Here is a 16,945-nt window from a genome sequence, read left to right on the forward strand (position 1 = left end):
TTTTTAGCCCCAAAATTCTATGAGAGCCCTATTTAGCGCTATCTGTGTTTTCTTTTTGACCTTCATTACAGCGAGCGCGCAGAACTCCCCGGATTGTAGAACGGCCATTCCTGTTTGTGCGGATGCACCCATTATGGGCGTTACCGATGGTAGCGGCGACATTGATGATTTTGATCCCGAAGTGATCACTCAAACCGGATGTTTGGAAAAAGGAAGTGTAAGTTCGGCCAACATCGAAAACAATACAGGTTGGTTTGTGTTCAGGGCAGGTACCGATGGTCAAATCGGATTTGACATTGAGGCGCTTCCGGTTACTGCCGGGGCTCCCATTACCGCTGAATGGGATTTTGCACTCTATGGTCCCTTTGATCAAACTGCCGGACAAAATTTTTGTACCATTATTGGCGATGGGACCTCCCAACCCATACGATGTAACTACGAATACAACGATACAGGTTTTACCGGAATCGGGGTGAATCCGGTTGATGGTAGGGAAGGTGCACCTTTTGTAAAAAGCAGCCAGAACACCTATGATGAATGGCTGGACGTGACCGCTGGCGAAATCTACTACCTCTACATCAACAATTACAACACCAACTTTGACGAAGAACCGGAGTCTTTCATTTTAACGTTCACGGGTACCTCAGTGGATGAAGACCAGAATACGGCTTTGGATTGTACCCTTCGCGATGAATTTTTAGGATTGGACATTGTAGCCTGTGAAGGCGATCCAGATATTACCTTATCCGCTTTGAACTCACCCGCTGGTTCGGACATCGCTTCAGTGGAATGGACCGTGGATTATGACGATGATGGAACCATTGATGCCACTTTGGTTGGATCGGGTCCTTTTGGAGCGGAACTTGTGGTGAGTAGCCCAAATTCAGGGCGGTATTTTGCAGAAATTACAACGGCTTCCGGAACCCCACCCACAGTAGTAGATCAAGGAGGTATTTTGATAACCTTTTACGGTATTCCGAGTCTTACGGTAAATGTGCTGGACGATTTTGTGAACAGTGATCAGACCGATCCCTATAATGTGGAGTTTATTCCAGATGGGGATGGGGATTACGAGTATGCCATTAATGGTGGTGAATTTCAGGACGACCCTATTTTTTATGATGTGCCACCTGGTATGAATACCGTAATCATCAACGATAAAAATGGATGTGGGACTTCCGAGCCTATACCGTTCTTGATTGTGGGGTATCCTAAATTCTTTACGCCCAATGGCGATGGGGTACACGATAATTGGAATGTGTTTGGCGTGGAGCAATTGGTCAATCCCGTAGTCTTTATTTTTGATCGTTACGGAAAACTGTTGAAACAAATCGACCTTAATTTTGGATGGGACGGTACCTTCAACGGCAGGGATATGCCTTCTTCCGATTATTGGTTCCGTTTGGATTACGACCGCGATGACGAAGGAGTTCTTGTGGCCACCCAAGTACGTAGGCACTTCTCCTTGGTGCGATAAAAAAAGGCTGGAATTTCTTCCAGCCTTCTGTTTTTTCAATTTGATATTTTAGAATTTCACGCTGTAGCCTAGTGAAATATTGGTGTTGATTTGGTTCACTAACGCGGCATTGTCAATTCCTGCATCAAAGAAATAGGAATTTACATCCTGTTCGGTTCTGCTAAAGGCCAAGTCCAATCTGCTTCCACCAAAATTATAACCGATTCCGGCGGAAAATCCGGTAAGGTCGCCCACTAGATCCCCATTCTCATAAGGACTGCTCTCAAATCGGTAGCCGGCACGTAAACTAACTTCTTCAATTCGGTACTCACCACCCACACGGTAGGAGTTTACGGCCCCAAGTGCGTTTGCAATAAATGCGTTTTCAGAGGAAAAATTAGGATCGGAAGTTGGTCTAAGCTCGGCTTTGGACATGTCTTGATAGCTGTAATCAAAACTCAACAGCCCATCCTGACCAAATACCATGGCAAGACTTCCCGTAAATTTCTCAGGAGTTTTGATGCGGTATTCATCGTACAGGTTCACTATGTTGAAGTTGATGTAGTCGATGTCGGAAACCGCCAAGGAGGAATTGACTCGTTGTGAGGTATCATCCGTTAAAGTGTACCAAGTGGGGGACTGATAGCTACCACCAACGCGAATGCTCTCGTTCAATTTGGCAATGGCACCCAATCCGAACGAAAATCCATATCCTTCGGTATGTAATAAATTGTCAAAACTGGTGAATTGTATCGGGGAAGACTGATCATACCCGTCCTCATCCAAATAGGTGAAACGGTCGTACATGATGTTGTGGAAGTTCAGGTTGGCGCCGATGTATAGGTTCTCCTGATACTGACCAGCAAAGTTTAAGGTGAATTTACTGTTGTAGCCACTGGTATTTTGCAGGTATTGTTGGTTCACACTTCCATATTCCGCGTTGGAAAAATAGGAGGTGTTGGCATCGTCATCCGCGGTAGGTTCAATGATCCCTGCCTGAAAGCCCAAAAAGGCCTGTTGGGCAGCATATCCAAGGCTGGAACCAATATCCAAGTAGGCTTCCTCAATATACTCACCTTGCTGAACACGTAGGGGTCCCAAAGCTTGTCCTTGCGCAAAGTTTAAAAAGTAATTATCGATACCGACTTGTGTATTGCCCCTAGCATAGAATTCGTTGTCAAAATTCTGCACCATATCATAATTAAAGGCCAGGGCAATTTTTTTCCACGGACTGTTGTTGGATTTGAAGACGAAAACACCGCCCACTTGGTTCAATTCTAAGGAATTGTCGGTATTGTTGCTGATGCTATTGCCGAAGGTGGCATCGTTGTTCCTATGGTAATTCGAGCCGGTGACCCCTATTTCGCTAAAGTTGAAGACTGCTGACCCAGCCGGGTTTACGTTAAGGGCCGAAAAATCACCGCCCAAGGCTCCAAATGCGCCACCCATGGCTTGAAACCTAGCGGTTCCCAAGGTATTTTCGGTGCTGTAGCGCAACACGTCATCAATGGTTTGGGCACTTGCAAAGGTGCATGCCAATACCATTATGAAAGTTGAGATTCTTTTCATTTCTTATGATTTAGATATTGAGAGTGTTAGTAGGATTTATGGTCTGCCTCCCCTGCTACCGGATGATCTGGAAGCTCCTCCAGAAGATCTACTTACGCCGCCTGAACTTCTTGAACTACTTCCGCCCGAGCTTCTATAGCTACCTGAACTTCTGGAAGAATTTCCTCCGCTGCTTCTGTACGTTCCAGAACTTCTTGGAACACTGGAAGATCGGTTATAGTTACTAGATCTTGGTGCCGCACTGCCAGAGGACTGGTAACTTCTGGTGCTTCTACCCGAATTATAATTGGGAGATGAATAGCTTCTGGTTGCAGAACTGCTCCTGTTGTAGGTGCCACTGCTTCTTGTGGTTGGCGTGGTACCATAAGAACGGTAGGTTCTACTACTACCATTGTAACTTGGATTGCTACGAGTAGTTCTATTTGTTCTGTAAGCTTGGTTCCTAGCCATGGCATCGGCACTACTGTATCTACGAACTGTTGAGTTGCCATTGTAGCTTCTGGAACTTCTATTGGCCATGTTATTATTGCTACGTGCCACAGAATTATTGGAGCGACCACTATTAGTTCTATAAGCGGCTGTAGTTCGGTTGCTTCTGGAAGCTAAACCTGTGCTGTAATTGCTGGTGTAACCCCTTCTTCCGGACATGTAGGCATAATTTCTGCCATAGTACCTATTGTTGTAGTAAGGTCTGTTCCAATAACCGTAGTAACCGCCATATCCATAATAACCGCCCCAGCCGTAATAGCCAGCATATCCCCAACCGTAATTAGGATAACCCCAACCATAGTATCCGGCCCATCCCCAACGGTTGTATCGCCATGGGTTGTACCATCCCCAAGAATAGTATGGGTTGTACCAACCGTAAGACCAGTTATAATAGGGATATCCCCAACCAAAATTACCAGCCCATCCCCAGCTATTGTCATATACATTGATACTTACACTGGAAGGGTTGTCGCCCCATCCAGGATTGCCATTATAGGTATTGAACTCGTCGTCATAGGCAAAATAATCGTCTTCATTGCCCAAGGGAATGGAGTCGGTGGCCATTCTACTTGAATAGCTATCCACATCGGTAAAAATCTCGCTGTCCAAAATTTCACCGTATTGGTCAGCCTTTTCTCCGAAGTAATCTCCATACATATTGCTCTCTTGCCGTTCGTAGCGAACCGCTTCTGGATTTCTTTTCTCTACTTGAACAACTCTGTTGCCGCTAGAGTAAATGCCATCGTCATAATAAGAAGACTGTTGGTACGTACCACATGAAGCCAGCAAAAGTGTGGCAACAACGGGTGTGGCAAAAAATTTGATTTTGCTGTGGGGTAAAGACTTTAACATGGCGCAATTTTTATTGTTGAACATACTAAAAATAATTAGTTTTACCGAATTATTCTATTAAAGAAAACACAAGTTTTGTGCCAAACTAGAGCAGATGGGTAAAAATTTAACGAGCCGAGCAGAAGATTATTCCAAGTGGTATAATGAACTTGTTGTAAAATCGGATCTAGCGGAAAATTCAGGTGTAAGGGGCTGTATGGTCATCAAACCATATGGGTATGCCATTTGGGAGAAGATGCAGGCCCAGTTGGACAAGATGTTCAAGGAAACAGGTCATGAAAATGCCTATTTTCCGTTGTTCATCCCCAAATCCTATTTGAGCAAAGAAGCGAGTCATGTGGAAGGCTTTGCCAAGGAATGCGCCGTTGTTACCCACTACCGACTTAAAAATGCCGAGGATGGCAGCGGAATTGTGGTGGACGAGGATGCCAAGTTGGAAGAGGAACTGATCGTTCGCCCAACTTCCGAAACCATTATTTGGGATACGTACAGAAAGTGGATACAATCCTACCGTGATCTGCCTCTAAAAATAAACCAATGGGCCAATGTGGTGCGTTGGGAAATGCGTACCAGATTGTTCTTGCGAACGGCGGAGTTTTTGTGGCAAGAAGGGCATACCGCCCATGCCACTAGGGAAGAGGCCATTGAAGAAGCGGAGCAAATGATGCATGTGTATGCCGAGTTTGCGGAAGACTATATGGGTGTGCCCGTGATCAAAGGAACCAAAACGGCGAGTGAGCGTTTTGCAGGTGCTGAGGAAACCTATTGTATCGAGGCATTGATGCAGGATGGAAAGGCCCTTCAAGCCGGTACTTCCCACTTTTTGGGGCAGAATTTTGCCAAGGCTTTTGATGTGAAATTTGCCACCAAAGAAGGCCAACAAGAACATGTTTGGGCAACCTCATGGGGGGTTTCTACCCGATTGATGGGAGCATTGGTCATGACCCATAGTGATGATAACGGATTGGTGTTGCCTCCAAAATTGGCGCCTATTCAAGTGGTGATCGTTCCTATTTATAAAGGGATGGGTCAATTGGATGCCATTTCTGAAAAAGTGGAACCATTGGTGAAGGAACTTCGTGCCAAGGGAATTTCAGTAAAATACGACAATAGAGATACCCACAAACCAGGTTTCAAGTTCAATGAATATGAATTGAAGGGAGTGCCCGTACGTTTGGCCATTGGTCAACGTGATCTAGAAAATGGTACGTATGAAGTAGCCCGAAGGGATACTTTGGAGAAAGAATCCGTGAATGCTGCGGACATTGTCGCCAAGGTAGAAGCGTTGTTGGAGGATATCCAAAGCAACATCTATCAAAAAGCAATCGATTACCGTACGGAACATATTACCCGAGTGGATTCTTATGACGAATTCAAGAAGGTAATAGAAGAAAAAGGCGGTTTTGTGTCTGCACATTGGGATGGAACACCGGAGACGGAGGACAAGATCAAGGAAGATACCAAGGCCACCATTCGTTGCATTCCGTTGCATGCGGAACAGGAAGAAGGTACCTGTATTGTAACGGGTAAACCATCGTCACAAAGGGTGCTCTTTGCAAAGGCCTATTAATTAGGTTGTAAAAAATAAATTTTACTGTTGCAAGACTTAAAAATAGTTGTATTTTTGCATCCGCAATTGTGCAACCATGGCCCGTTCGTCTAGGGGTTAGGACGCCAGGTTTTCATCCTGGTAACAGGGGTTCGATTCCCCTACGGGCTACAAAGTTCAATGAACATGGTGATTTTGGGAAGGTAAAAGTTCCCGTGTTAAAATAATGGCCCGTTCGTCTAGGGGTTAGGACGCCAGGTTTTCATCCTGGTAACAGGGGTTCGATTCCCCTACGGGCTACAAAAAAGGAATTTACAAAGTATAATTTAAGATAATGGCAAACCATAAGTCAGCATTAAAGAGAATCAGAAGAAACGAAGCGGTACGTTTGCGTAACAGGTATCAGCACAAAACTGTGCGTAATGCCATCAAAAAATTACGTGGCGAAGAAGATAAAAAAGCCGCCGAGGCTTTGTTGCCCACTGTGGTTGGAATGATCGATAAGTTGGCCAAGCGCAACATTATCCATAACAACAAGGCAGCTAACCTTAAGAGCAAATTGATGAGCAAGGTTGCTACTATGTAAGCCTTATGCGAAAAAGATATTGAAGAACGCCTCCATTTTGGGGGCGTTTTTATTTTGTTACCCTTACTGGAAAGTAGTCCGTCTTCCTAAAAGGGCACCAATCATAAAAGTTCCGTACATAAAAATGATCAGTACCTTTAAAACGTCACGCAGTTGATATTTGGCCCAAACCCCAGGTGCTTCGTAGGCGATCAAGAACAGATATGGGAATATGGCATGGAAAACCGCCAGTCCGAGAGTGGTCCAGAACATCAGGTTTCGTTTCATGGGGTAAGGTGCTGTTCCTGCACGTTTTTCCTTTACATATAGACCAATATCGAACAATAATACCATAGAGGCTATCAGGTCTGCATAGTACAAGTTCATATGCAACGGATCTTGAAAGAATAGGCTGATCAAATAGGCCAATAAACTGAGCAAACCTCCATAAACTACCCACCTTTTGTGTTTTTTTTCTTGTAAAACCTTCCAATAGATATAAAAGAAAAAGGAGAAAGCGATTACGGAGTATATATTGAAGATGATCACATTGTGCCAATTGTATTTTTCTTCAGAGAAGAACTGAAATTCATCGGTGTACTTCACCAAATATCCCAACAATTCCGTCAAAAACGTATACATGAGATAAATGGGATAGTACTTGAGTGGTGTGTCAAAAAAAGTGCGGTAACGTGCCACGGCCACCAACCAGACTAATAAATAAAAGGGAAGAAAGTATTGTTCAGAAATAAAATTAAAAAACTCCTCCATGTTTTTCGTGGCAGCTGTTCTACATTGGTTTTGTTTGGGTCTTAAATGTACACAATAAAAAACGCCCCCAACATGGAGGCGTTTATATTTAAGTGGTTTTTTACTATCGAAAAGCTTTCCGCTGTCCAGTGAGCAATCCAAATATGATCAACCCATACATTACGGCAATGGACGTTACCAAAGCAGGTCTAAGGTATACCAGAAAACGTAGATCCAACTTTATTCTATATAGGATTAAAATGGTTGGGAAAGTTACATAAAAAGCTAAGAGCCCGATACTTACCCAAAACAATAGATTGTGTTTTAAAGAGGGTGCGTCTGTTTCCGATTTTTTTTCCTTGAGATAGAAGAATATGATCAAAACCAACAGTATCGACCCAATGATATGGGCATAGGTCATCTGATTGATCAGTGGATTTACCAGCATGGCATTAATGACGTAAGAAGCGGTACATAACAAAGTTAAATACAGTGTCAATTTTCTTAAAAACCTATTTTTAAAAGTCTTTCTGTAGACCTCAAAGAAAAAAATAAAGAAAACTAATTGATAAAGGTTGTAAATGATCACGTTGTTCAATTGATATCTTCCGTCGGAAAAGAATTGAAAATCATCATTATACATGATAAAATATCCCAAGAGTTCTGTAAAAAAGGTATACATGACCAACATTGGAAAATACTTCAGTTGGGTGTCAAAAAACCTTCTATATCTATACACGGATATAATCCAGGTTACTAGGTACAGCAACATGAAGAACTGGCTCCAAAGCAGTTTTAAAAATTCTTGGAATGTCATCCCTTATTGAAAATCAGTAAATGGTGGGGGGTTGGAATTTCCATGGTTCAGATTCAAGCTGGTAACATCCTTCTGAAATAACGTAGGAACCATACTGGCCTTTGAGGTATTTCCTTTGTCCATGGATCCAATGCTTGACTCACCAACAAGATTTTTTATCGGCTTTGCCTTGCCGTCCGCATCAATATAGAAACCGTATTCTTCCCCATCCATCATTGTAGTGGGGACCACAAAAATAGAATTTTGCCTTGGATGGACAATCTTCTTTCCATCGGGAAAACGTTCTTGATCTGGATAGTTGGCAAAGTAGAATCGAAGGGATTCAATTTTCACACCCGCTTCTTTGGCTTCCTGTTCTACGTAAGCCATGTATTGTTTGATATCGGCATAGGTAAAAGCAGTCAAACGGGCTGGAATGAATGCTTCATCAGGGCTTCGTTCCGCCTCATATTGTTGGATCATGTCCACCCTGTTCTTGGTGTAATTGTCGTACAGGGATTTCGATTCTTCCAAAGAAATAATTCCTTCGGGCGGGGACACTTTTTCTTCCTGTGGCGGTTCGGAATTCCTTGGTTCATCCTTTTTGGGTCCTTCTTGGCATGCACCCAAAAAAAGCAAGAAGATGCTTAAAAAAGCAAGAGCAACTTTTCTGTTGTTTTTCATGGTATAAGTATTTAAAAGTTCAGTTTTGAGGAAACTGATTTAAAGATATGCCTTTTCTTTAAAATGGGTCAATAAAAAACCCTTCAAGAAATTTTGAAGGGTTTTTAAGTTATTGATATCTAGAATTTTACTACTCGTTCATCGTCAGTAAAAATTCTTCGTTGTTCCGGGTCTGTTTAATACGCTGCTCCATGAATTCCATGGCTTCCACTGGGTTCATATCGGCAAGGTATTTTCTAAGGATCCACATGCGCTGAATGGTGTTTTCATCCAACAAAAGATCGTCCCTTCTGGTAGAGGAAGAAATAAGGTCGATGGCAGGGAAAATCCTTCTGTTGGAAATCCTACGATCCAATTGAAGTTCCATGTTACCGGTACCCTTGAATTCTTCAAAAATTACCTCGTCCATTTTAGATCCGGTTTCGGTAAGGGCTGTTGCAATGATGGAAAGTGATCCTCCATTTTCAATATTCCTGGCCGCACCGAAGAAACGTTTTGGTTTGTGCAACGCATTGGCATCCACACCACCACTCAATACTTTGCCAGATGCTGGCTGCACGGTATTGTAGGCACGTGCCAAACGGGTGATGGAATCTAAAAGGATCACCACATCATGGCCACATTCCACCAATCGCTTGGCTTTGTCCAACACAATGTTGGCCACTTTCACGTGTTCGGAAGCTTCTTTGTCGAAAGTTGAGGCAACCACTTCTCCACGAACGTTTCGCTGCATATCGGTAACTTCTTCAGGTCTTTCATCGATCAATAGGATGATCTGGTAAACCTCTGGGTGGTTGGCCGCAATGGCATTGGCAATATCTTTCAACAACATGGTCTTACCCGTTTTTGGCTGGGATACGATCATGCCCCTTTGTCCTTTTCCTATTGGGGAGAACAGGTCCATGATCCTAGTGGAAATGGTACTCTGTTTTTCTGCCAATTTAAATTTTTCCTTAGGGAACAATGGGGTCAAGTGTTCAAAGGAAACCCTGTCCCTGACCACTTGAGGGTCAAGTCCATTAATTTTGTTCACCTTGATCAAAGGGAAATATTTTTCACCTTCTTTTGGTGGTCTGATGTTACCCAAAACAGTATCACCGGATTTTAGACCGAACAAACGGATCTGGGATTGGGAAACATAAATATCGTCAGGAGAAGATAAATAGTTGTAGTCAGAAGATCTAAGAAACCCATAACCATCCTGCATAATGTCCAGTACACCTTCACTTTCAATGATGCTATCAAACTCGAATTCAGGCTCTTTGTACCTGTTTTTCAGGTCTTTGTCAAAGTTGCTGTTCTTCTTGTCGTGGTGACTGTTCTTCTTGTCGTGGTGGTTGTTCTGGTTTTGGTTAGGATTCTGGTTGGGATTTTGGTTTTGGTTCGTCCTCCTGTTATTGTTCTGGTTCTTTTGGGGATTGCCCTGTTTGTTTTCTTTTTTAGGAGTAAATTCCTTTGTATCCTCCTTTTTTTCAACGTTTTCCGTCACCGGTCTCTTTTCAGGGGCGTTTTCGGTTTTCGGTTTTTGTTCGTTATTGGGTCGCGGGGTTCTCGCGCGTTTTGGTTTAGATTCTGTTTTGGCGTCCGTAGTGACCACAGTTTCGGTAACTGCCTTTGGGTTAGAGGCTTGAACGTCTAGGATTTGGTAAACCAAGTCCAGTTTTTTGAGGGTTTTGAATTTGGGAACATTTAGATCCTTAGCAATATCTTGCAATTCAGGAAGCTTTTTAGCTTTTAGATCGGAAATCTCGAACATTAAGTAAAGAATAAGTTAGACTTGTGTAATTCTGAAAATATTGAAGTAAAAGTTATTTGGGTGCTACTGGAGGAAAGTTTTCCTAGGTAGGTGTCTTGCTAATAACAGGACAATAATACGAATAATTTTTGAAGATTAACGCTACAATTATCAAAAAGACATCTATTTTTGCATTTCGAAATCGATTTGCACAATGATTCAACGAATTCAGACGTTTTTTTTACTGGTTGTGGCCCTTTTGGTAGGGGTGCTGCCTTTTTTTCTGAATCTGTGGGTCGAAGTGGGAGGAAAGGACGTGTATGCCCAGGATGAAGTATTGGTGAGCATCGTTTTTTACGTTTCGGCCGTGTTGGCGGTAGTTTCGATTTTGATGTACAAAAACAGACAAAATCAATTTGTGGTGAACAGATTGAATATGATATTGAACCTTTTTTTACTAGGATTTTTCGTTTATCGATCGCTAAGTCTATCCGGAGAAACTGTGGTTTCTGAGAAGGGTATTGGGATGCTGATTCCTGTATTTTCTATCGTTTTTCTGGTCCTGGCCAACAGGGCTATCAAAAAGGATGAAGATCTTGTAAAATCTGTTGATCGCTTGCGTTAAACCTAACATCTTAGTAGTATTAGTGCGAAAGAATCCCGGCCTAGGTCGGGATTTTTGATTTTGCAAACTACCTTTTTCCCAATTCGATCACTTCCAAATCCGTGATCTTGTCCCTGTGAATTACAAAACGGAGCATGGTCCGCACCTGATGGAATCCCTGTTTACCACAAGCACCCGGATTCATGTGCAGCAAGTCCAATTTTTTATCGAACATCACCTTTAAAATATGGGAATGGCCACAAATGAACAATTTGGGCGGATTCCTTTTGATTTCCTCCCTGATCCGCACATTGTAGCGATGGGGGTAACCGCCAATGTGGGTGATCCACACATCCACCTCTTCGCACAAAAATCTGTTGTTCTCCGGAAATTCCATTTGGATCATATGGTCATCGATATTGCCGTGCACACCCCGGACAGGTTTCAAAGCCTTCAATTGGTCGGTGACCGATAGACTTCCTATATCCCCGGCATGCCATATTTCATCAGCCTGTGCAGCATATTTAAGGATGGTGTCATCCATATATCCGTGGGTATCGGAAAGCAACAAAATTTTGGTCATAACGCTAAAAATATGCTAAAAAAATAGGGCTGGAATAATGTTGGAAGGGATTGGATTATCTTTATCGACTTAAAAGTAAGGGATTCCTTTGAGATATTTCATCCAATTTTCCTATTTCGGCAAAGCATATCATGGGTGGCAGGTGCAGCCTAATGCCATAACGGTACAGGCTGTTTTGGAAAAAGCCCTTTCTACCCTGTTGAGGGAAAAATTGGAAGTGGTAGGAGCAGGAAGAACGGATGCCGGGGTACATGCCAAACAAATGTACGCCCATTTTGACCACTCTGGTATTGGAGATCTTGAGGAATTGGCATTTCGGTTGAATTCGTTCCTGCCGGAAGATATTGCCGTGCAAAAAATGTATGAAATGATTCCCAGTGCCCATGCAAGGTTTGATGCCTATGAGCGAACTTATGAATACTGGGTGGTACGGGAAAAGAACCCATTTTATTTGGATCATGCCCATTTGGTGAAATATCCTTTGGATATGGAAGCCATGAATACGGCAGCGCAACTGTTATTGGACCACAAGGATTTTGAAAGTTTTTCCAAATCCAATACCGATGTGAAAACCTATACCTGTGATGTTCGAAAGGCATTTTGGGAAGATCGGGGTGACATTTGGGTGTTCACCATCACCGCAGATCGTTTTTTGCGAAATATGGTACGCGCTGTGGTCGGTACCTTATTGGAAGTTGGGTTGGGCAAGATGCAACCAGAAGATATCCATTCGGTGATCGAAAGTAGGGATAGGAGTGAAGCGGGAGTTTCGGTCCCTGCAAAAGGTTTATATTTGACAAAGGTTTTATATCCAAAAGAGCTATTTAATGAGCAAAACTGATGAAGTAGGTAAAGCGTTCGACTTTAGGTTGTTCAAACGGGTTTTTGCACACACCAAACCCTACAGGGGCATATTTTGGTTGGTGGCAATCGTGGCCATTTTGTCCGCAGCGTTCGCCATCGGTATTCCAATTTTGGTGAAGGACATCATCAATGATTCTTTGGAAAGCAAGGACGCTCAGCAATTGTTCACTGCTGTCATGTGGATGCTGATTTTCTTGTTGGGCCAGGTGATCACCCAATTGTTGTTCAATTACTATGCGAACCTTTTGGGAGAATCGGTGATCCGAGATATTCGTATTCGCCTGTTCGAAAAGATGACCAGCTTTAAGATGACTTATTTCGACAATTCCTCCATTGGGGTTTTGGTTACCCGTGCGGTGGCCGATATGCAACGTATCGGGGAAATTTTCAGCCAAGGATTTTTTATGATCGTTGCCGATGTGCTCAAAATGATCTCGGCGGCCATTATTATGCTGGCCATCAACTGGAAATTGGCCTTGATCGTATTTGCTATTCTTCCTGTAATTTTGATTGCCACCCGACTCTTTCAACAGGCCATGAAGGTTGCCTTTATCGAGGTGCGGTCCCAAGTGGCCAATCTTAACTCATTTGTTCAGGAACGTATCGCAGGGATGAAGATCGTGCAGTTGTTCAACCGTGAAGAAATTGAAAAGGAAAAGTTCAGGGTCATCAACGAAAAACATCAGAACGCTTGGTTAAAAACAGTTTGGTACAACTCCATTTTCTTCCCAGTTGCGGAAATCTCCAACTCCATTGGTATAGGTTTGGTGGTGTATTTTGGAGTGGTACAGAATATTCAAAACGTAAGCTTGGACAACAAAGGTGCTATCGTGGCCTTCTTTTTCCTGATGGATCTTTTGTTCCGTCCGTTGCGACAGATTGCGGATAAGTTCAATACCCTTCAAATGGGAATGGTTGCCGCAGGTCGGGTTTTCAAAATATTGGATACCGATAGCCACATTGCCGACGAAGGTAGTTTGGAGAAAAAAGATGTGTTGGGCGATATCGATTTTAAAGATGTGCGTTTCAGTTATGTGAAGGATGAAGAAGTGTTGCACGGTATTTCCTTCCAGGTAAAAGCAGGGGAGACGGTTGCCATTGTGGGTGCCACTGGTGCCGGAAAATCAACCATCATCAACTTGCTCAATCGTTTTTATGAAATCGATTCAGGGCATATTTTGGTGGATGGCATCGATATTAAAGAGTATACCTTGCGTTCGTTACGTTCCCATATCGCCATTGTACTTCAGGATGTGTTCCTTTTTGCGGACACCATTGCGCACAACATTTCCCTTCGGGATGAATCCATAACCACGGAACAAATTGAAGCCGCCGCCAAACAGATTGGGGTACATGAGTTCATATCCAGTCTGCCTGGGGGCTATCAATACAATGTGAAAGAGCGTGGCACCATGCTTTCCAGTGGACAGCGACAGTTGATCGCTTTCTTGAGGGCGTATGTGAGCAACCCCAGTATTTTGATCTTGGATGAGGCTACGTCCTCTGTGGATACCTATTCCGAGCTATTGATCCAACAGGCAACCGATAAGATTACAGAAGGTAGAACTTCCATCATCATTGCGCACCGATTGGCAACGATTAAAAAAGCGGACAAGATCATTGTGATGGATGAAGGCAAGATCATTGAAGTGGGAACACACAAGGAACTCCTCAAAAAAGGCGGTTATTACAACGACCTATATACTGCCCAATTCTTGGCGGAAGAGGTGGCTTAGTTATTTTTTGGGTGCAAAATCTTCCAAAGAGATGGCCCGGTGAGCAATATGAGTATCGGACCAGGGCGGATAGCATAAAGTAAAGAATCCCCACCAAAAGGTAAAACAATATGTGTCGGGTAAATTAACTCACACTTAAGCAAACATTGTTTAAATAATTCCAATCCCAAATCCTGCTTTGCTGAATTTCATTTTTTTATTTCGTTGTTTTTATGTTCTTTTAAAAATTTTCGAACTTCCGATTTAACGGATATAGTATAATCAGTCTTAACTTTAATAGGGGTCTGGTCAATTTCTTTGGCGATATTGATGCTAGCTTCTTGGTCTTGGTAAATTTCTTTATAAATTCTGAAGAGCTCATATTTTGGTAAGAATCTCGAAGGAACCATATATTTGGCCAAAAAGAAGCTTTCTTCTTGCATATAGAATTTCCCCTTGCTCTTCCATCAGGACAGCTTCACCTTTCTCAACTTGACTATTGATTGTCTGCAGGTTTTCTTTTATGTAGTCATAGATTGGTTCTGCAACTCCTATTTCCTTTCCTGAGCGGATGTTATGTTTATATAGACCATCTTCTAAATAAACATGTTCCATGAATTTGTTATAAGCTTTGTTGTACAGTTCTCGATTGGATTCTTCCCACATTGTTTCAGGATTCTCGAAATTAGGAATGTCAATAATTTCTGTCTGTAGGGTAGTTGATGAATCATTAATAAACTGCCCATCATCTTGTTCCGAACATGAGATAATTGTAGCAATAGTAACTCCTGTTACTAGCAGCAAATGTTTGAATTTCGTTTCCATAAAGATAGGTTTTTTGTTAAAAAATTGATTTACCAACCTTTAAAGTGAGATTTTTCAATCAAAAAAAGTGGCCAAATTTATGGATGCATTAGTTTAGTTTATAGATGGCTATTTTGAGTTGACAAATGCCAATTTTGAAGTTATAAAAGGAAATGGACGCTATAAGTGTAATTTTTTTTGTCTTTTCGGTATGGGGCCCGCCACAATATGGGCCAAAAGTCTTGTTTAAGTAGGCATTGTATGGAAGGAGCGGACCAAGAACTACTTAAAAAAGGAGGTTCTCTATACTGCCCAATTCTTGGCGGAAGAGGTGGCGTAGTTATTTTTTGGGCGCAATATCTTCCAAAGTAATTTGACCTGTAAGTAAAAGGATTACTGGAATCAAGGCGGTAACCAAGAAGTATAAAATTCCCAATAAAAAGAAAAACAATAGGATTCTTGCGGCCAACGCCATTCCTGTTGAAGAGGAAATCCTTGCAACTACGTAACCAGAATAAACTACCATGGATAGTGATCCAATAATTGAAAAGCCCAAATAAAAACTTGGAGCAAAGGCCAGAATTAATATTGACGGGATAAAAGTAAATAGGCTGAAATGTGCCAAGGTGTACATGAAAATAGTGGTCCTTTCGGCAAAATTGTATTTTTTCTGATCAAAGCACAACCAACCCGCAACAGCCATAACCGGAATATAAAAGATGAAAAGGAGGGATTGATAATCCAGAACAAAATCCATCAATTTTTCTTGATAGACCGTTTGAACGCCAGTATTGAAAACATCAAAATCCATGTCTCCCAAAGATCTGGTCATCAGAAAAACGATAAGTCCGGATAGGGTAAGTGCTATTCCCAAATAACTGATAGGGTTCAGATATTTTTTTCTTTGACCGTGGAGATAGCCTTCAATAACTACTTCAGGTTTGGTAAAAAGATGAACAAAGGTTCTCAGGAAGGTATTATCCAAATTGAAATACCGATCCAAGATATCGTGCCACAGGTTTTTGACCGTAATCCTGTTGTGAATTACTTTTCCACCGCAACTGGGACAATACATATAATCTGTCCTTAAGGTTCCTTCGCAGTTTTTGCACCTCATTACTCCAAATCTTTTTTAATGAGTCTGGCAAGTTCCTCGGTTCCTTTAAAAGGAACAAACTCCCCATTTTTAATGAAGGATATGGCACCTGTTTCTTCACTGACCACCAAACAAAGGGCATCCGTTTTTTCCGTAATACCTACGGCGGCCCTGTGCCTCAATCCAAACCGAAGCGGAATGTTCCGATCGTTGGAAACGGGTAAAATCACCCTCGTAGCAGTTATGAAATTATCTTGGACCACGATGGCTCCATCGTGTAAAGGGCTGTTTTTAAAGAAGATACTCTCCAAAATCGGTTGGGTTACCTGAATGTTCATAGTGTCACCTGTTGATTTCACAAAGTCGAGGGAATTGTTCCGTTCTATCACGATTATGGCGCCAGTCTTCGTTGAGCCCATTCGTTCGCATGCTGCTATGATGGCATCCACATCGGTAGTGGTAGAAATGGCTTCTTGCCGTAAAAATTTGAAATGTTTAAGGAAACTGCGCTTGGTGGCAAAATTGGTGGAACCGATCATCAAAAGGAATTTCCGAATCTCCTGTTGAAAAACAATGATCAGGGCAATCAACCCAATGTTCATGAACCCGCCCACCATACTGCTGATCATTTTCATCTGGAGGAGTTCGGTAAGTTTCCACAGTGCCCAAACAATCACGATCCCGATAAAAATATTGATGGCGACGGTACCTTTGACCAGCTTGTAAATGTAATAAAGCAATGCGGCCACAAGGACAATGTCGATGATGTCGGTAATCTTGAACTCGAGAAAATTTAGAAAATCCAACCGCGGTGTTTTTGTAAAAATAGCAAAA

The 16,945-nt window shown here is 42.4% G+C and carries 16 protein-coding genes and 2 tRNA genes; 8 read left to right on the forward strand and 10 right to left on the reverse strand.

The genetic code is table 11. From position 1 onward, the window contains the following. The first annotated feature begins 19 nt into the window (after nucleotides 1-19). The gene (locus LKX84_RS01235; protein WP_228235228.1) at nucleotides 20-1,477 is read left to right on the forward strand and encodes a T9SS type B sorting domain-containing protein; all 1,458 of its coding nucleotides are present in this window, start codon (nucleotides 20-22) and stop codon (nucleotides 1,475-1,477) included. 48 nt (nucleotides 1,478-1,525) lie between these two features. Here LKX84_RS01235 and LKX84_RS01240 read toward each other — a convergent pair whose 3' ends face one another. Beyond that, nucleotides 1,526-3,025: an OmpP1/FadL family transporter gene (locus LKX84_RS01240; protein ID WP_228235230.1), complete on the reverse strand. Its 1,500-nt coding sequence runs from the start codon at nucleotides 3,023-3,025 to the stop codon at nucleotides 1,526-1,528. Between the two features lie 36 nt (nucleotides 3,026-3,061). After that, nucleotides 3,062-4,366, reverse strand: coding sequence for a hypothetical protein (locus LKX84_RS01245; RefSeq protein WP_228235232.1), 1,305 nt, complete (start codon nucleotides 4,364-4,366; stop codon nucleotides 3,062-3,064). A gap of 94 nt (nucleotides 4,367-4,460) precedes the next feature. Between LKX84_RS01245 and proS the strand changes: the two genes are divergently transcribed. From proS to rpsT, 4 genes are all read left to right on the forward strand, one after another. Then, the gene (gene proS, locus LKX84_RS01250) at nucleotides 4,461-5,936 is read left to right on the forward strand and encodes a proline--tRNA ligase (RefSeq protein WP_228235234.1); all 1,476 of its coding nucleotides are present in this window, start codon (nucleotides 4,461-4,463) and stop codon (nucleotides 5,934-5,936) included. A 78-nt stretch (nucleotides 5,937-6,014) separates the two neighbouring features. Next, nucleotides 6,015-6,086 (forward strand) — tRNA-Glu (locus LKX84_RS01255). 57 nt (nucleotides 6,087-6,143) lie between these two features. Next, nucleotides 6,144-6,215: transfer RNA gene (locus tag LKX84_RS01260), tRNA-Glu, on the forward strand. Nucleotides 6,216-6,249: 34 nt separating this feature from the next. Next, a complete protein-coding gene (rpsT, locus tag LKX84_RS01265; protein WP_228235236.1) occupies nucleotides 6,250-6,501 on the forward strand; it encodes a 30S ribosomal protein S20 in 252 nt (83 codons plus the stop codon). Between the two features lie 63 nt (nucleotides 6,502-6,564). Here rpsT and LKX84_RS01270 read toward each other — a convergent pair whose 3' ends face one another. The 4 genes from LKX84_RS01270 to rho form a co-directional block, all read right to left on the reverse strand. Then, nucleotides 6,565-7,251: a hypothetical protein gene (locus LKX84_RS01270; RefSeq protein ID WP_228235238.1), complete on the reverse strand. Its 687-nt coding sequence runs from the start codon at nucleotides 7,249-7,251 to the stop codon at nucleotides 6,565-6,567. Nucleotides 7,252-7,354: 103 nt separating this feature from the next. Next, complete coding sequence (locus LKX84_RS01275; RefSeq protein WP_228235243.1) at nucleotides 7,355-8,047, reverse strand: hypothetical protein; 693 nt, start codon at nucleotides 8,045-8,047, stop codon at nucleotides 7,355-7,357. Nucleotides 8,048-8,050: 3 nt separating this feature from the next. Beyond that, the gene (locus LKX84_RS01280; protein ID WP_228235244.1) at nucleotides 8,051-8,710 is read right to left on the reverse strand and encodes a hypothetical protein; all 660 of its coding nucleotides are present in this window, start codon (nucleotides 8,708-8,710) and stop codon (nucleotides 8,051-8,053) included. Between the two features lie 130 nt (nucleotides 8,711-8,840). Beyond that, nucleotides 8,841-10,466, reverse strand: a complete 1,626-nt coding sequence (gene rho / locus LKX84_RS01285) for a transcription termination factor Rho (protein ID WP_228235245.1) — start codon at nucleotides 10,464-10,466, stop codon at nucleotides 8,841-8,843. Between the two features lie 193 nt (nucleotides 10,467-10,659). Between rho and LKX84_RS01290 the strand changes: the two genes are divergently transcribed. After that, the gene (locus tag LKX84_RS01290; RefSeq protein ID WP_228235246.1) at nucleotides 10,660-11,070 is read left to right on the forward strand and encodes a DUF4293 domain-containing protein; all 411 of its coding nucleotides are present in this window, start codon (nucleotides 10,660-10,662) and stop codon (nucleotides 11,068-11,070) included. 67 nt (nucleotides 11,071-11,137) lie between these two features. Here the strand turns inward: LKX84_RS01290 and LKX84_RS01295 are convergent, their stop codons facing one another. Beyond that, nucleotides 11,138-11,632, reverse strand: a complete 495-nt coding sequence (locus LKX84_RS01295) for a metallophosphoesterase family protein (protein ID WP_228235248.1) — start codon at nucleotides 11,630-11,632, stop codon at nucleotides 11,138-11,140. An 88-nt stretch (nucleotides 11,633-11,720) separates the two neighbouring features. Between LKX84_RS01295 and truA the strand changes: the two genes are divergently transcribed. Continuing rightward, on the forward strand, nucleotides 11,721-12,473 hold the full coding sequence (truA, locus tag LKX84_RS01300) for a tRNA pseudouridine(38-40) synthase TruA (RefSeq protein ID WP_228235250.1): 753 nt from the start codon (nucleotides 11,721-11,723) through the stop codon (nucleotides 12,471-12,473). Further along, nucleotides 12,460-14,232 carry an ABC transporter ATP-binding protein gene (locus LKX84_RS01305; RefSeq protein WP_228235252.1) on the forward strand — a complete coding sequence of 591 codons (1,773 nt, stop codon included), beginning with the start codon at nucleotides 12,460-12,462 and terminating at the stop codon, nucleotides 14,230-14,232. Before truA ends, LKX84_RS01305 begins: the two co-directional genes overlap by 14 nt. Before the next feature lie 357 nt (nucleotides 14,233-14,589). On the opposite strand, the gene LKX84_RS01310 is transcribed toward LKX84_RS01305, so the two are convergent. From LKX84_RS01310 to cdaA, 3 genes are all read right to left on the reverse strand, one after another. Further along, nucleotides 14,590-15,036, reverse strand: coding sequence for a hypothetical protein (locus tag LKX84_RS01310; RefSeq protein WP_228235254.1), 447 nt, complete (start codon nucleotides 15,034-15,036; stop codon nucleotides 14,590-14,592). Nucleotides 15,037-15,355: 319 nt separating this feature from the next. After that, the gene (locus LKX84_RS01315; protein ID WP_228235255.1) at nucleotides 15,356-16,132 is read right to left on the reverse strand and encodes a DUF3667 domain-containing protein; all 777 of its coding nucleotides are present in this window, start codon (nucleotides 16,130-16,132) and stop codon (nucleotides 15,356-15,358) included. Continuing rightward, entirely contained in the window at nucleotides 16,132-16,917 is a 786-nt protein-coding gene (gene cdaA / locus LKX84_RS01320) for a diadenylate cyclase CdaA (RefSeq protein ID WP_228235256.1), read from the reverse strand. The genes LKX84_RS01315 and cdaA overlap by 1 nt, the downstream gene beginning before the upstream one ends. Nucleotides 16,918-16,945 lie beyond the last annotated feature (28 nt).

The organism is Allomuricauda sp. M10, from assembly GCF_020782875.1.
Taxonomy (GTDB): domain Bacteria; phylum Bacteroidota; class Bacteroidia; order Flavobacteriales; family Flavobacteriaceae; genus Flagellimonas.

What these genes read in the sequence shown, in the direction of transcription:
- LKX84_RS01295 (WP_228235248.1), bottom strand. Translation starts at nt 11,632, where the DNA reads ATGACCAAAATTTTGTTGCTTTCCGATACCCACGGATATATGGATGAC.
- proS (WP_228235234.1), top strand. Translation starts at nt 4,461, where the DNA reads ATGGGTAAAAATTTAACGAGCCGAGCAGAAGATTATTCCAAGTGGTAT.
- LKX84_RS01270 (WP_228235238.1), bottom strand. Translation starts at nt 7,251, where the DNA reads ATGGAGGAGTTTTTTAATTTTATTTCTGAACAATACTTTCTTCCCTTT.
- LKX84_RS01240 (WP_228235230.1), bottom strand. Translation starts at nt 3,025, where the DNA reads ATGAAAAGAATCTCAACTTTCATAATGGTATTGGCATGCACCTTTGCA.
- LKX84_RS01245 (WP_228235232.1), bottom strand. Translation starts at nt 4,366, where the DNA reads ATGTTAAAGTCTTTACCCCACAGCAAAATCAAATTTTTTGCCACACCC.
- rho (WP_228235245.1), bottom strand. Translation starts at nt 10,466, where the DNA reads ATGTTCGAGATTTCCGATCTAAAAGCTAAAAAGCTTCCTGAATTGCAA.
- LKX84_RS01235 (WP_228235228.1), top strand. Translation starts at nt 20, where the DNA reads ATGAGAGCCCTATTTAGCGCTATCTGTGTTTTCTTTTTGACCTTCATT.
- LKX84_RS01315 (WP_228235255.1), bottom strand. Translation starts at nt 16,132, where the DNA reads ATGAGGTGCAAAAACTGCGAAGGAACCTTAAGGACAGATTATATGTAT.
- LKX84_RS01290 (WP_228235246.1), top strand. Translation starts at nt 10,660, where the DNA reads ATGATTCAACGAATTCAGACGTTTTTTTTACTGGTTGTGGCCCTTTTG.
- LKX84_RS01310 (WP_228235254.1), bottom strand. Translation starts at nt 15,036, where the DNA reads ATGGAAACGAAATTCAAACATTTGCTGCTAGTAACAGGAGTTACTATT.
- LKX84_RS01275 (WP_228235243.1), bottom strand. Translation starts at nt 8,047, where the DNA reads ATGACATTCCAAGAATTTTTAAAACTGCTTTGGAGCCAGTTCTTCATG.
- LKX84_RS01305 (WP_228235252.1), top strand. Translation starts at nt 12,460, where the DNA reads ATGAGCAAAACTGATGAAGTAGGTAAAGCGTTCGACTTTAGGTTGTTC.
- LKX84_RS01280 (WP_228235244.1), bottom strand. Translation starts at nt 8,710, where the DNA reads ATGAAAAACAACAGAAAAGTTGCTCTTGCTTTTTTAAGCATCTTCTTG.
- rpsT (WP_228235236.1), top strand. Translation starts at nt 6,250, where the DNA reads ATGGCAAACCATAAGTCAGCATTAAAGAGAATCAGAAGAAACGAAGCG.